This is a genomic window from Brevibacillus sp. NPDC003359 (assembly GCF_042878995.1).
Lineage (GTDB): Bacteria > Bacillota > Bacilli > Brevibacillales > Brevibacillaceae > Brevibacillus.
In genome coordinates this window covers 144,438-158,200 of sequence record NZ_JBIAOR010000008.1, presented here as the reverse complement: position 1 = coordinate 158,200, position 13,763 = coordinate 144,438, and the positions used below count along the sequence as shown (strand labels likewise).

The following is a 13,763-nucleotide window of genomic DNA, read 5'->3' as shown; positions in this document are numbered from 1 at the left end:
TGGGTGAAATGTCTTTCGCTCACGCATTATAAAAAGTAGGAGGGGTACAGATGGAAGTCATCAAGATTTCCCCCCGTGGATATTGTTACGGTGTAGTGGATGCCATGGTCTTGGCACTGCGAACAGCGCAAAACTTTGACTTGCCCCGCCCGATTCACATCTTGGGCATGATCGTACACAATGCTCACGTCGTCGAGGCGTTTGAAAAACAAGGGATAAAAACATTAGATGGAGAGGATCGACTGGCTCTCTTGGATCAGATCAATGAGGGAACGGTAATCTTCACTGCCCATGGCGTGTCTCCTGAGGTGCGCAAGAAAGCGCGCGATAAAGGCTTGACCGTCGTCGATGCGACTTGCCCGGATGTAACGAAAACACATGATTTGATCCGTGAAAAAGTAGCAGAAGGCTATCATGTGCTCTACATCGGGAAAAAGGGACATCCAGAGCCAGAGGGTGCTATGGGGATCGCGCCAGATCACGTACATCTGGTTCAAAAGCTGGAAGAGCTGGAGGCGCTCGATTTGCCAACAGACAAGCTGATCGTTACGAACCAGACGACGATGAGCCAATGGGATGTCAAACATCTGATGGACGCCATTCTTCAACGTTTTCCGGGCGTAGAAGTGCATAATGAAATTTGTCTCGCTACGCAGGTTCGTCAGGAAGCTGTAGCCGGGCAAGTAGGAGAGGCGGATTTGTGCATCGTTGTGGGCGATCCGCGCAGCAACAACTCCAACCGTTTGGCACAGGTCTCGGAAGAAATCGCGAGTGTTCCGTCTTATCGAATCGCTGATTTATCTGAGCTGGACATTGAATGGTTGCGTGGAAAGAGAAATGTGGCGGTTACTTCTGGAGCTTCGACGCCGACTCCATTAACGAAGGAAGTTATTTCCTTCTTGGAGCAGTTCGATGAATTCAATCCAGCTACATGGGAGAAAAAACGGACCGTGAACATGGCAAAAATCTTGCCAACGGTGAAATAAATAATTGAGGCATGCTCTGCGTTACATTTTCTTACACGGTTAACTAACCTCAAAATAGGAGAGTTATATGCCAGAATCACTTTCCGGTATAGGGCTGGGGGGCGCAAAAGGCAGATACGTAAGTCTTTGCGCCCTTTATCTTTTTATTTACTACGGGTTTGGTGCTTTTGCTCCGCTTATTACGCAATACTACGAATCCATCCATTTAACGGGAACCCAAATCGGTCTCATCAGTGCAGTCGCGCCGATTGTGTCCATTGTGGCGCAGCCGATGTGGGGCATGATCTGTGATCGCTATCAAATTCGCAAAACTGTGCTGATTCTGACATTGATTATCACTGGCTTGGTGGGACTTTTCTTTACGGGCGTCTCTACCTTTGCTTATGTATTTTTGCTCTACATATTGTTCTCGTTTTTTCAAAGTGCCGTCGTTCCCATCTCAGATAGCTTGGCTCTTGGCTATGCCAAGGGACGTGGCATACAGTTTGGCGACATTCGCTTGTGGGGTGCGATTGGTTTTGCGATAGCTGCCTTCATCACGGGTCTTCTCGTTGAACAGTGGGGGCCAAACGTTCTTTTTTATTCATTTTGCCTGGCGTTTCTGCTTTCGATTCTGTTTCTTCTGAAGGTTCCGGAAGAAGTGACGGAGGCTTCGCGGTTTCGTGTCAGTATGCTTGCGGGGATCAGGGATTTGGCGCGGATTCCGCGATTTGCGCTGTTCTTGATTTCGTCATTTTGCATGATGGGCTCTGTAAACGCGAATAATATTTGGTTTTCCCTGTTTTATCAGGATATCGGAGGAACCGTTGCGGGAATCGGTCTTGCCTTCTTGTTATTTGCAGGGAGTGAAGCTCCTTTTATGAAGCTGGCGGGTTATATTGTCCGGCGATGGGGATTGGAGCTGACGCTTCTGCTGTCTGCGATTTTTTGCGCGATGCGCTGGTTCTGGTATAGTTCTGCTCCGAGTACGACTGCCGTGATTGCCATGTTTTTTGTGCAAGGCATTTCGGTTGGCTTTTATTTGGCAACAGCAGCTCAGTTTGTACGCGAAAATACACCCGCATCCCTTCAGGTGACGGCGTTGGCCATCTTCTTTTCAGTGGGAGGCGGGTTGGGTGCGATGTTTTGCAATTTGGTAGCAGGATGGATCAAAGATTCGTTTTCGATCCTGGCCATTTATTTGTTTTTTGGAATCATCACCGCGATCGGGATCATTCCTCTGCTCATGATAAAATTCGGACGGTGGAAGCAAATCTCACCAGACGAAGAAGTACAAGCTAGTCAATGACGAGCATGCCTTGAAAGCCTGTTTCCGGATAGCCAGGTGCGTCAGATACGAAATGATACCGACCGCGTTTGGCAGCTGAAAACTGTAGGAGAGTCGATTGGGTCGGCTTTAGTTCTGTGGATGTAAGGTTCAGATCACGAATGGATAGATTGTGAGGGCGTGTATCGGTGTTGACGATCATCAACGAGATTCGCTCTCCTTCGTGTGCAGTCAATTGATTGGGCAAAAAGCCAGCGCTAGAAATCGTAACGGTATGTGTCCGCGTCGCGACAGCGTACGAAGCGGGCAGGCGATGGTAATGATGCGTCCAAAGTAGCGTTAATGTCACAGCCAGAGCGATGATTGGATAACGAAGCAGCCGATACCAGTGACGAGACATTTTGCTTTCAACTCCTTCGAGGACCATTGCTTAGGGAAATTACTATTATCCTGTCCCCGGAGTGAAGGGGATAAACAACATTTCCCTATTTGGGTGAAGTCAATTCCTGTATCTCTTACATGGGGAATGTCTTGTGTAGGGCTAGCTTACTAGCAAACCCATGTCTTCGGATGGAATCTATGTGCCATCCACGATGAACGGAAGCACCCCGGTTACTGATGAAGTTCATGCAAAATACGTCGATCAGCTCAAGACTCCCTCAAATTTATTTGAGGGGTCTTTTTTTCAGTGAAAAAGAAATTTAACACATAGTACTTTGTCATACATAGTAATATGTGTTATGCTGTAGATGCGAGGTGAACGAGATGAGTGACAGCAGTATCAGCAGTGATATTATCCGCGGTCATATCGATACGATTATTCTTCGTGTCCTGTGTGATGGCGATAACTATGGATACGAAATTATCAAAGCCATTTTCAAAAACAGCGACGGTCGTTACGAACTGAAAGAGCCTTCCTTGTATACCAGCCTGAAAAGATTAGAGTCACACAAACTGATCGCTTCGTACTGGGGAGATGAGAGCCAAGGGGGCAGACGCAAATATTATCAGGTGACGGAAGCGGGGAGAGAGGCGTACGAAAAAGCGCTGGCATCCTGGAAAGTCGCCAAAGAATTGATTGACCAGCTCATCGAAAGGCGGGAGGAAGTGTGATGGAGAATTTACAGCACTATGTCGATCAATTGTTTCAAAAATATAGAGGAAGTAAACAAATCGAGGAGCTCAAATGGGAAGTATTGAGCAATTTGGAGGCAAAGGTCGCCGACTTGGTTGCAGATGGGCTAATACTGGATGAAGCGGTGAAAAAAGCAAAGGCCAATCTCCCTTCGATTGATTCGATTGTCGGAGAACGCCGCAAAGTCTACATACTTCCAATCCTGCAAGAACTGTTGCAGCTCGGATTGCTGTACGCACTCATTGCCTGGATTGTGACTATGCCTTTGCGAATTTGGGGCATGGGTATCTTTTTGAACTATGGTCTGTTTGCGATTTGCATACTCATTGGAATCATCTATTTGATTTTGCTGGGGATCAACCGACCGACTTCCTCGCAAAATTTGACCAGTATGAATGTACGGTCTGCCTTTTTGCTGCGGAAAACGGGCTGGATACTTTGGGCGCTTTATATTGTCGGGACACTCGTTTTTACGACTGCGCTCTATTTTGGCAGCAATCTATGGTTTTCAACGCCAGTGAATATTACTGGACCGTACCAACTCGCTAACGTTGCCGTAGCGTATGCACTGCCTTTTCTTTCTATCCTTATACCACTCTGGCTCCATGCCATTCCGCGGCTTATTCTGAAATACGATGCAGGGGAAGGTGACGTCATTGCGAAATAAAATCATTCTTGCTTTGGTTCTCATCGGGGTTGTCCTGTTCATGGTCATTCAGATCGGAATTATCCCGGGGAACGAAGCGCAATCAGAGCAATATCAATTAGCTCAGCAGAGCCCGCTGACTCACGATTTGGAATCCATTTTGCCATACAAAAACAAGTACATGGGCGCTACTTCGAATCTGGTCATGTTCAATCATCTGCCATTAAGTCATCTCAAGCGCACCTTCCAGCTCCGTCCGGAGAAGTTTACGATTGAGATTCATTACGAGGACATGACGACCGACGTCGAGGCGAAATTATTCAAGCAAGCGATGCTGTATAATTCTGTGGCAGCCTTTGCGCTGGTAGACAATTTGCAAACAGTCGAATATCGTTTTTCTGATACGACGATTGTTGCCACACGAGTTGCTATTCAAGGCCTCTTCGGTGAGGATTTGGCCTCGCTGTTGACAAAAGAAAAGTGGCGGACAAGCGTGCAAGACAAGCTGCGGGATGACACGTTTGTAGAAAAGGGCATAGAGGTTCTTACGAAAAAGTAAAAGATGAGCAATGCAAGCAGCTATCAGTAAGCGAAAAAAGGGGCGAGTCTGCTACTCGTCCCTTTTGCTTTAGATAAATATATGGAGCAACAAATAGATAGCTGCAGCGAGCAAGGCAGAAATCGGCAGCGTAATAAACCAGGTGATCACGATGCGTTTGGCGACGCCCCAATTGACGCTCTTCAGTCGCTTGGCTGCGCCGACCCCCATAATCCCGGAAGAAATGACATGGGTAGAGCTAACAGGCAATCCTAGCTGCGTGAAGGTAAAAATGATCGAGGACGAAGTGAGGTCGGCAGTTGCTCCATTGATTGGTTCAATCTTGGTGATTTTGCCCCCGACCGTCTTGATGATTTTCCAGCCTCCGACAGAGGTTCCCAAGCCCATCGCGAGGGCACAAATGAACTGCACCCAGAAAGGAATCGTGCTCGTATCTGCATGCAGGTCAGCGGCTACGAGAGCGAACACGATGATGCCCATCGCTTTCTGTGCGTCATTCGTTCCATGTGTAAAGGATTGTAGAGCCGCCGTGAAAATCTGAAAGAGGCGAAATCCCCGGTTGACCTTGGTAGGGGGAATCATGATCCGACTGAAAATGAAATAAACCAAATTCATCATGAGGTAAGCGGCAACCAGCGCGATAATCGGTGACACAATGAGCGCTTGGAAGATTTTCAAAAATCCAGCCCAGTTGATTTGCGCACTCCCGGCGGAAGCGAGGACGGCACCTACGAGTGAGCCGATGAGAGCATGAGACGAACTACTGGGGATACCGTACCACCACGTAATCAAATTCCAAAAGATCGCAGCCAAAAGAGCAGCCATGACCACAAGCACACCGAATTCCAGCTTGGCTGGATCGGCGATATCTCCACCGATTGTTTTGGCGACCCCGGTAAATGTCAGAGCACCGATAAAATTCATGATAGCCGCCAGGCCAATGGCAATTTTAGGCGGGAGAGCTTTGGTGGATACGGTGGTTGCGATGGCATTGGCTGTATCGTGAAATCCGTTGATAAAATCAAAGGATACAGCCAGAATGATAACAGTAATAACAAGAGGCAGGCTCGTATGCATGAAAGTAGGTCTCCTTGGTTTAAGAGTTGCCCATGATCACGGATTCCATCGCATCAGCGACATCCTCGCAATGATCCATGACATCTTCCAGCACTTCGTAAATCTCTTTGAGCTGTATGATGTGAATCGGATCGCTCGAGGTCTTGAACAATTGCCGGATGCTCCCCCTCACCAATTCATCCCCTTCGCTTTCCAAATCGTTAATGCGGATGATGTACTCCTTCATATCGGACAGCTTTTGCTTTTGGAGCAGTTCGATGGCGAGAAGAATTTGCTTGGTAGCATCTTCGATGAGTTGCCCGAATCTCACCATCGTCTGATCTGCTTCCATGATGTCGTACATATAGAGCCTCGAAGCACAAAACTCCAATCCGTCCAGCACATCATCCAGCTTGACGGCAAGGTCCAGAACGTCATCGCGCTCGATTGCAGTAATAAATGTCTTGTTGATTTGCACGATGATTTCATGGATGAGCTTGTCGCCTTTTGTTTCGTACTCCTTCATCTCTGTAGAAAAGGTTTTGACAGTCTCTAAAGAGGTAATCTTGTATTCATTAAAATAGATCGCCGTTTCATGCACATTTTTCGCAATCTCATACAAGTCATCCAAGAGTGCGTCTGATTTGGTAAAAAGCATAAACAAACCTCCACTTCGAAAACCCGAATAGGAGTATTTTGAGTGGAGGAGGTGGGGATTATTCACTTTTTCACTAACTCTTTACGTCATGAGTAATTGGGCTGCCATATAGACGGCTACTCCCCACATAATCACAGCGGATACCCTATTCAGGCCTCGCTGCATTTTTCCAGACCGGTCTAATCGTCCTGCTGTACGGCCAGCTACAGAAAGGCCAAAAAACCAGAGGCAGGATACGAGGATGCAGGCAACAGTAAAGCCCCATTTCTCTGTTCCGGTATAACTGAGTGAACTGGTACCGATTACGCCGATCGTGTCGAGAATCGCATGTGGGTTCAACAAAGAGACAGAGGCAGCAAACATGATTTGCTTTTTGGCCGAAAACCGCTCTTTCTCTCCAGCCTCAGTATTTGGACGGCTACGCCACGTTAAATATCCCATGTAAACCAAAAAGAAGAAGCCGACGACATATAGAACCGTTTTCAGCCATGTGACAGTTAATACGACCAAGGAGACTCCCAATACCGCCAATAAAATGAGCAGCGTATCACAGAGTGCCGCAGTCAGTACGACAGGCATGGCGCGAAGTAAGGTTGGTTGGAGGGCGCCCTGATTAAAGACGAAAACATTTTGTGCGCCCAGCGGTAAAATAAGTCCAAAAGCAAGCACAAAACCGTGCAAAATTGCTTCCAGCATGATAGATTCCTCCCCGTTTTTCTCTAGATGCAAAGTACATTTTGCATTACTGTCATTATTCACGGTTGTGAATCTGTTGTCTCCAGCCAATTGGTTTACATCCAAACCAACCAATTTGTAAAATGAGAAGACGAGGAGGAATGTACCTGTGCTTACGATAGACTGGAAGCCTGACAAATCATCTGACATACCGATTTACGCGCAGATCGTGGCTTATATCAAGGGGAAAATCGCAGGCGGAGAGTGGCCAATCAACAGTAAATTGCCAACACAAAGAGCGTTGGCGCAAGCCTTTGATGTAAACCGCAGCACGGTGGTGACAGCGTTGGAAGAGCTAAAAGCGGATGGCTTCATTGAAGCAACAGTAGGCAGTGGCTCCGTCGTTAGTAACAACACATGGTCCTTATTGACGACCGCGCCTCCGCCCAATTGGCTGGGCTACGTTCAGGCAGGAGCACATCTCCCCAACTCGCAGACGATTCAGGATATCAATCGTTATGAGCCTGACCCGAGCTACATTCGTTTGGGGACAGGTGAGCTGTCGCCCGGCTTGATTCCTGTTGCAGAGATGGAAGAGGTCATGGCTAGCTTGCAGGGCAAAATGACACATCTCGGATATTCCGAGCCAAAAGGGCTGTTGCCTTTGCGGCAGGCGATCAGCAACCATTTGCGCAGCAGGGGGATCGAAGCTTCTCCGGCGTCTATTTTGGTCGTTTCAGGGGCTCTACAAGCCTTGCAGTTGATATCGATTGGCATCCTTCACCGTGGATCTGCCATCTTGCTCGAACAGCCTTCGTATTTATTCTCATTGCCTTTGTTTCAATCATCGGGAATGCGTCTGGTTGGTGTACCGATGGATGAGGAAGGAATCTCTCCCCAAGTGCTAACGAGACAAAAACAGACGCATAACGCCGCCCTGCTTTATACCATTTCGGCTTACCACAATCCGACGGGGATTAGCCTATCAGAGAATCGAAGGGAGCAAGTGCTGGCCGCATGCGAACGGGAGAGGCTGCCTGTGTTGGAAGACGATGTTTACGGAGAATTGTGGTTAGACGAGCCGGGACCATTGCCGTTGAAGGCGAGGGATCAAAGCGGGTTGGTTTTGTATTTGGGCAGCTTGTCCAAAACACTCAGTCCTGGGCTGCGGATCGGCTGGATTGTAGGGCCTGAGCCTGTCATTGAACGACTCGCGGATGTGAAAATGCAGACGGACTACGGGGCAAGTGCAATTTCCCAATGGGTGGCGACAGAATGGCTCACAAGCGAGAGATATTCCCGGCATCTGGATCAGCTAAGAGCGGCACTGCGACACAGAAGGGACAGGATGTGCGAATGGCTTACTCGCTGGTTTGGCGATCTGGCAGATTGGCGTATTCCACATGGCGGTTTTTATATTTGGCTGCGTCTGCATCAAGCTGTTTCGATGCGCAAGCTTTTTACGGAAGCATTGGCAAAAGGTGTCCTGTTAAATCCCGGCTTTGTTTATGATCAGACGGATAGTCATCATCTTCGCTTGTCCTACGTATACGCAGAGGAAGCCGACATGGAAAAGGCGTTATTTGTATTATCGCAGCTCCTGCGTGGCAGGGATTAATGGGAAGAAGACACCTGCTTGGGTCAGGTGTCTTCTTCTTTTATTTCAGTGATAAGGGAACTGCGTGGAGTACCCGCTAAACTGTTGGTATGCTTGCTGTAATTGTTGCTGCTCGGCTGCCTCCAGCTTGTACCATCCCTTTTGGAACATGAGATTGAAAGCATCGCGTGCTGACTGATGGGTTTCATTCAAAATTTGTACCATGTCATCATAAAGCTGCTGGTGGCTGGCTTCACGAACGGCGACGTTAAAGTTATCCGTCAAATACTTGCACGTAGCCAGACAGTCGTTGAGGTAGTCACGATCGTTCATTTGCGGACCTTTTACTTGTGGAAGCTGACCGGATTGCGGATTGGCGATCTGGTTTTGGTTGGGCATCCCGATTCCTCCCTTATTGCATTTGATGTTGTGGTTGGGATTGCTGTTGCTGAGATTGTGTCTGCGGAATAGTCGCCATCACTGCGGTGTTGTTGTTTTGCAGGTGACTCAGCAGTTTTTGGTAGTGCCGCTGGTGCATTTGTCCTTGCTGCTCCAGACATTGCTTGACCTCGGGATCAGTAGCCTGCTGTGCAAAAGCATGTAGCTTTTTGAAAGCGATCAGTTCCCATGACAAAGCATCCTTGAGATAGCTCAAGTCCTTTGTCGTAATGACCTTAGGCGGTTCGGGAATCGGTGCTTGTGTAAAGGGCTTGGAAGACAAGATGGATGGCATCGGGTTGCTCCTTTCAGATGGAATCATGTATAGGATGAGCAACAAGGTAGGATGTAACCCCTGAGGATTACAGCCAAAAAAAAACCGGTCGCAAAGGACCGGATCAGGATAGCTCCACCGAAGAAACGACGATGTCGATGCTGGCGGGAGCGATATTGAGACAATATTGAGCTTCCTTGTACAAAGTAGATTGAAGTTCATGAATAAGTGCTGGAATATTTGTCATATATGGCAGCGTAAGAGCAATCGAGACCTGAAACCGGGGTAAATCCTCAAAGGTGGAGACGACCTTGACCACATGATGGACCTCGTCAAACTGATTGCAGGTCGCTTGCACGATTTTTCGCAACACCTGGGGATGAATAACGATGCGTCCGCCTGAAAACGGAGGATGGACCACCGTTGTTTCCCCAATCACTTCTTTTTTCGAGCTGAAAATCTGTTGGGCAGAAGAAATGAGGAGCTGGAGGAAATCCTTTTCTACCTCCACACGCGGAATCGGGATCGTGTGCTTGCCCATTGTTTCCCGCACGTAGCGTGCAGCCTCGATTTCCTGCGGAGGCTTGATGGATTCAATCGGGATAAAATCCACTTGAAAAGGCAAATGCAGGGCTTCGACGATACGACCAATCATTCGCTGCGAAGTTCCTAACACGAGTAGTCGACTTGGTTGAACCTCGCCAAGACTTCTCCGTACTTCTTCGGCGTGCTCCTTATAATGAAAAATAGCTCGTTTTACAGCCTGAATTTTTGTCTTCTCATATTTGGCAGAGGTTCCGGCTACCTTGCGTCCTTGGTAAATCAGGATGCCATCGTCAATAATGGCGTCGATATTCATTCGGTGAGCGAGTTCTAATGCACTGGTGCTTTTTCCTGTTCCACTGGTGCCGTACAAGGCGTAAATTTCCATGGGACCTCCTTCGTCATTTTTCTCGACTATGCTTGATCTTTTTCATTATACATGACAAGGAGGGGGGACAAAACGACTTTACTGGTATTGTGCCCCCATCTCTCGCGATCTTTCCGCAGCACGCAGGATGGCTGCAGTGACGGCCTCCTGGAATTGATAAGCTTCCAATACTTCCAGTCCGGCCTGGGTCGTTCCACCAGGACTCGTTACTTTTTGGCGGAGCAAGGAAGGCTCTTCGCGCGTATCGAGCAGCATATGTGCCGCGCCAATAACGGTTTGCAGTGTTAATTGGCGTGCCATTTCTCGATCTAGTCCCGCCGTGGCACCCGCGCCCATCATGGCTTCTACCAAATAGTAAATATAAGCAGGGCCGCTTCCAGACAAACCAGTAATGATGTCCAGCTCTTCCTCGGCGACTTCATATACGGTGCCAATTGCTTCAAAAAGTTTGGTAGCCAGCTCGCGGTGCTCTTCCTGGACAAAAGGATTCGCGGACAGTCCTGTAGCAGACAGACCGACAGCGGAGGATGTATTGGGCATCGTGCGTATGATCGGGCACTTTGCACCGAGCCATTCTCCAATCAGGCTGGTGGAGACGCCAGCGACAACCGAAATAATCAATTGGTCGTCGCGAATGACCCCACGTAAATCCTGCAAAGCCTCTGCTGCATCCTTTGGCTTGATGGCCAAAATCAAAATATCAGAAGAGCGGACTACCTCAAATTTGTCCGGAGTACCCGTTACCCCGTAGTCATTTGCCAACTGCTCCAAACGCTCCATGTTGTTGCGGTTCGTGACGGAAATACGCTCAGAAGGGAGTAAGCCTTTCTTTACGATACCGGAAAGCATGGCCTCCACGATCGAGCCTGCACCGAGAAAACCGATCCGCCCTTCTGTAATCGCTGTTGTTTGGTTACTCATGATGAATCCCTCCCTTTGGACTATCGGATTTGACCGTTTCCGCGTACGACATACTTGTAAGAAGTGAGTGCAGGCAAGCCCATCGGCCCACGAGCGTGAAGTTTTTGTGTGCTGATGCCGATTTCGGCACCGAAGCCGAATTCTCCACCATCTGTAAAGCGGGTAGAAGCGTTGTGATAAACAGCTGTAGCATCGATCGCAGTCAAAAACTGACGGGCTGCGATTTCATCTTCTGTTACGATGGCCTCGGAATGGCCGGAAGTATGCGTTGTAATATGTTCAATGGCATCACCCAGGCTATCGACAGTGCGAACAGCCAGAATCAGCTCCGAGTATTCCGTATCCCAGTCTTCTGCCGTTGCATGGTGCAGGTGAGGGGCGAGGTCGGAATGCAGCTCTATCGTACGCTCACAAGCACGGAGCTCAATGCCCTGAGCCAGTAGCTTTTGGAGCAATGCCCGTTGATGTTCCTGTGACCAATTGCGGTGCACGAGCAGTGTTTCGGCAGCATTGCATACGGCAGGCCGACTAGTTTTGGCATTGATCACGATGGACTCAGCCATGTCATACTGAGCTGCTTCATCCACATAAATGTGGCAATTGCCGACGCCTGTTTCGAGTACAGGAACGCTTGCGATTTGCAGAACCCGCTGGATCAGTCCTGCGCCACCCCGAGGGATGATGACATCCACGAGACCATTGGCGGTGCACAAGTAATCGACAGAGGCATGTTCGGCAAAAGGCAAGTACTGCACCGCTTCTGCGTCAAGTCCCTTAGCAGTGAGTGCTTGACGAATGCTAGTCACCAAAGCGAGGTTGCTGTGAACAGCGCTGTGGCTGCCGCGCAGGACGATCGCATTGCTTGTTTTGAGGGCGATAGCTGCTGCATCAACGGTGACGTTTGGTCTGGCTTCGTACACCATTCCAATGACACCGAGAGGGACGCGGATTTGTTCGATGAAAAGTCCATTTGGGCGTGTCCACGAGTCGATCCGTTCTCCGACCGGATCATCGAGGGATACCAGCTGCGCCAGGCTATCCACGAGCTGCGCAATTCGCTCTGGCGTCAACAGGAGACGATCCAGATAGGAGGCAGGCTGACCGTCAGCTTCCGCGAGAGCGAGGTCCTTGGCGTTTTCTGAAAGAATGATGGCCTCATCAGCCAGCAGCTGGTTGCCGATAGCGACGAGTACATTGTCTTTTTCTTTGCGAGAGAGTATGGCTATTTTTCGTGAAGCCTGTTTGGCCAGGCTAATTTGTGCATGCACTTTTTCCTTCAAGCTTTCCATGGTTTCTCCAACTCCTTTTTCTATCTACATGGATTCGTTTAGATGACAGGTGTCCATTCATCTCGATGTATAACAGTACCGCTGTGTCGCGTTACGTTGTCAGGGGAAAGAAAATCACTTAACTGTGCTGCAGTGAATCTGCTGATGCCGCGACCGATCAACGTGCCCTCACAGTAAACCTCGATAACCTCACCTTGCTCGAACATGCCGGAAACATCGCGTACACCTGCCAAGAGCAAGCTTTTGCTGTTTTCCAAAATCGCTTCCGCTGCACCGCTGTCAACCGTGATTTTTCCGCGGGTAGGGGAGTGAAGCGCAATCCATTGCTTTCTTGTAGGAACGCCGTTCGTTGCTGGAGCCTCTGGATGATAGTTGACGTAGGTGCCATTCCCGTTGCCAGTAAGGACCTCCAGCAAATCAGCGGAACTCGTCAATTTTCCGATAAAGCTCGGAATTCCTAATGATTGGGCGGTTTTGGCTGCGATCAGCTTGGAGCGCATACCGCCTGTTCCCAGTTGGGAAGCTCCGCCTGCAAGTGCCTCGATTTCGTCCGTCACACATTCAAGCCAGCCCATATGTTTGGCATCAGCATGATAACGAGGGTCTTTGTCGTACAAGCCATTCGTATCAGTCAGGATCGTGTATAAATCGGAATGGATGAGACCAGCGACGAGTGCGCCAAGCATATCATTGTCTCCGAAGGTCAATTCCGCTACGGATACCGTGTCGTTTTCGTTGATGATTGGCAAAATATTTTTATCCAACAGCAGCGACAAGGTAGAGAATGCGTGCTGATACCGTTCCTTGTGTGAAAAGTCACCACGTGTCAGCAAGATTTGCGCCACGCTGAAGTTATGGGCGCCAAACATTTGCGTATAGGTTTGCATCAACAAGCTTTGCCCGATGGCTGCTGCTGCTTGCTTGGCTGCCAAGGATCGCGGTCGCTGCTGATAGCCGAGACTTTGATAGCCGCTGGCGACAGCTCCTGAGGAGACTAAGACAACCTGATGACCCGCTTCGCGCAATTGGCTGATAGCGGAGACGAGCAACGACATTTTTGCCGGATCAACACCGCCTGTAGCTGCTGCAATTGAACTGCTCCCCACCTTTACTACCAAACGCAATTTCCCCTTTTTCATGCGAAACCCCCCTTATTTCCATGCAAAAAAGCCCTTTCGTCTCTTTGATAAGGACGAAAGGGCTTATAAGACCTTACGCGGTACCACCTTATTTGACGTTTTGGACTGAAGGCATACTTCAGGCAAAAAACGCCCGGCTCTCTTTCTTTGATAACAGGTGAAAGAAACCTGTCCAGGTCTTCCCTGGATGCT

16 protein-coding genes are annotated in these 13,763 nt (G+C 48.9%); 6 read left to right on the top strand and 10 right to left on the bottom strand.

The window, feature by feature from the left end; all coding sequences use genetic code 11:
• Window positions 1-50 precede the first annotated feature (50 nt).
• Window positions 51-986 (top strand): 4-hydroxy-3-methylbut-2-enyl diphosphate reductase, encoded by a 936-nt coding sequence (locus tag ACFYU8_RS19605; RefSeq protein ID WP_390302417.1) that lies wholly within the window; start codon window positions 51-53, stop codon window positions 984-986.
• Between the two features lie 67 nt (window positions 987-1,053).
• Complete coding sequence (locus tag ACFYU8_RS19600) at window positions 1,054-2,274, top strand: MFS transporter (RefSeq protein WP_390302414.1); 1,221 nt, start codon at window positions 1,054-1,056, stop codon at window positions 2,272-2,274.
• Here ACFYU8_RS19600 and ACFYU8_RS19595 read toward each other — a convergent pair.
• On the bottom strand, window positions 2,264-2,653 hold the full coding sequence (locus ACFYU8_RS19595) for a cupredoxin domain-containing protein (protein ID WP_390302411.1): 390 nt from the start codon (window positions 2,651-2,653) through the stop codon (window positions 2,264-2,266). The two genes, ACFYU8_RS19600 and ACFYU8_RS19595, sit on opposite strands and share 11 nt — an antisense overlap.
• A gap of 365 nt (window positions 2,654-3,018) precedes the next feature.
• Between ACFYU8_RS19595 and ACFYU8_RS19590 the strand changes: the two genes are divergently transcribed.
• The 3 genes from ACFYU8_RS19590 to ACFYU8_RS19580 are packed head-to-tail and all read left to right on the top strand — an operon-like array spanning window position 3,019 to window position 4,593.
• Entirely contained in the window at window positions 3,019-3,366 is a 348-nt protein-coding gene (locus ACFYU8_RS19590) for a PadR family transcriptional regulator (RefSeq protein ID WP_327949539.1), read from the top strand.
• Entirely contained in the window at window positions 3,366-4,055 is a 690-nt protein-coding gene (locus ACFYU8_RS19585) for a permease prefix domain 1-containing protein (RefSeq protein ID WP_390302408.1), read from the top strand. The genes ACFYU8_RS19590 and ACFYU8_RS19585 overlap by 1 nt, the downstream gene beginning before the upstream one ends.
• On the top strand, window positions 4,036-4,593 hold the full coding sequence (locus ACFYU8_RS19580) for a DUF4825 domain-containing protein (RefSeq protein WP_390302404.1): 558 nt from the start codon (window positions 4,036-4,038) through the stop codon (window positions 4,591-4,593). The genes ACFYU8_RS19585 and ACFYU8_RS19580 overlap by 20 nt, the downstream gene beginning before the upstream one ends.
• A gap of 69 nt (window positions 4,594-4,662) precedes the next feature.
• Here the strand turns inward: ACFYU8_RS19580 and ACFYU8_RS19575 are convergent, their stop codons facing one another.
• The 3 genes from ACFYU8_RS19575 to ACFYU8_RS19565 form a co-directional block, all read right to left on the bottom strand.
• Window positions 4,663-5,670: an inorganic phosphate transporter gene (locus tag ACFYU8_RS19575; protein WP_390302401.1), complete on the bottom strand. Its 1,008-nt coding sequence runs from the start codon at window positions 5,668-5,670 to the stop codon at window positions 4,663-4,665.
• 19 nt (window positions 5,671-5,689) lie between these two features.
• Window positions 5,690-6,307, bottom strand: a complete 618-nt coding sequence (locus ACFYU8_RS19570) for a DUF47 domain-containing protein (protein WP_390302398.1) — start codon at window positions 6,305-6,307, stop codon at window positions 5,690-5,692.
• Window positions 6,308-6,388: 81 nt separating this feature from the next.
• Window positions 6,389-7,003: a LysE/ArgO family amino acid transporter gene (locus ACFYU8_RS19565; RefSeq protein WP_390302395.1), complete on the bottom strand. Its 615-nt coding sequence runs from the start codon at window positions 7,001-7,003 to the stop codon at window positions 6,389-6,391.
• A 148-nt stretch (window positions 7,004-7,151) separates the two neighbouring features.
• Here ACFYU8_RS19565 and ACFYU8_RS19560 point away from each other — a divergent pair, with 148 nt between their 5' ends.
• Window positions 7,152-8,600, top strand: coding sequence for an aminotransferase-like domain-containing protein (locus ACFYU8_RS19560; protein ID WP_390302392.1), 1,449 nt, complete (start codon window positions 7,152-7,154; stop codon window positions 8,598-8,600).
• 45 nt (window positions 8,601-8,645) lie between these two features.
• Here ACFYU8_RS19560 and ACFYU8_RS19555 read toward each other — a convergent pair whose 3' ends face one another.
• The 6 genes from ACFYU8_RS19555 to proB form a co-directional block, all read right to left on the bottom strand.
• Entirely contained in the window at window positions 8,646-8,978 is a 333-nt protein-coding gene (locus tag ACFYU8_RS19555) for a spore coat protein (protein ID WP_017251484.1), read from the bottom strand.
• Window positions 8,979-8,991: 13 nt separating this feature from the next.
• Complete coding sequence (locus tag ACFYU8_RS19550) at window positions 8,992-9,312, bottom strand: ferritin-like domain-containing protein (protein WP_390302389.1); 321 nt, start codon at window positions 9,310-9,312, stop codon at window positions 8,992-8,994.
• A 103-nt stretch (window positions 9,313-9,415) separates the two neighbouring features.
• Window positions 9,416-10,222 carry a hypothetical protein gene (locus ACFYU8_RS19545; RefSeq protein WP_390302386.1) on the bottom strand — a complete coding sequence of 269 codons (807 nt, stop codon included), beginning with the start codon at window positions 10,220-10,222 and terminating at the stop codon, window positions 9,416-9,418.
• Between the two features lie 78 nt (window positions 10,223-10,300).
• Window positions 10,301-11,143, bottom strand: a complete 843-nt coding sequence (proC, locus tag ACFYU8_RS19540; protein WP_390302383.1) for a pyrroline-5-carboxylate reductase — start codon at window positions 11,141-11,143, stop codon at window positions 10,301-10,303.
• 20 nt (window positions 11,144-11,163) lie between these two features.
• Entirely contained in the window at window positions 11,164-12,432 is a 1,269-nt protein-coding gene (locus tag ACFYU8_RS19535) for a glutamate-5-semialdehyde dehydrogenase (RefSeq protein WP_390302381.1), read from the bottom strand.
• Window positions 12,433-12,470: 38 nt separating this feature from the next.
• Window positions 12,471-13,571, bottom strand: a complete 1,101-nt coding sequence (gene proB, locus ACFYU8_RS19530; RefSeq protein ID WP_390302378.1) for a glutamate 5-kinase — start codon at window positions 13,569-13,571, stop codon at window positions 12,471-12,473.
• Between the last annotated feature and the right edge of the window lie 192 nt (window positions 13,572-13,763).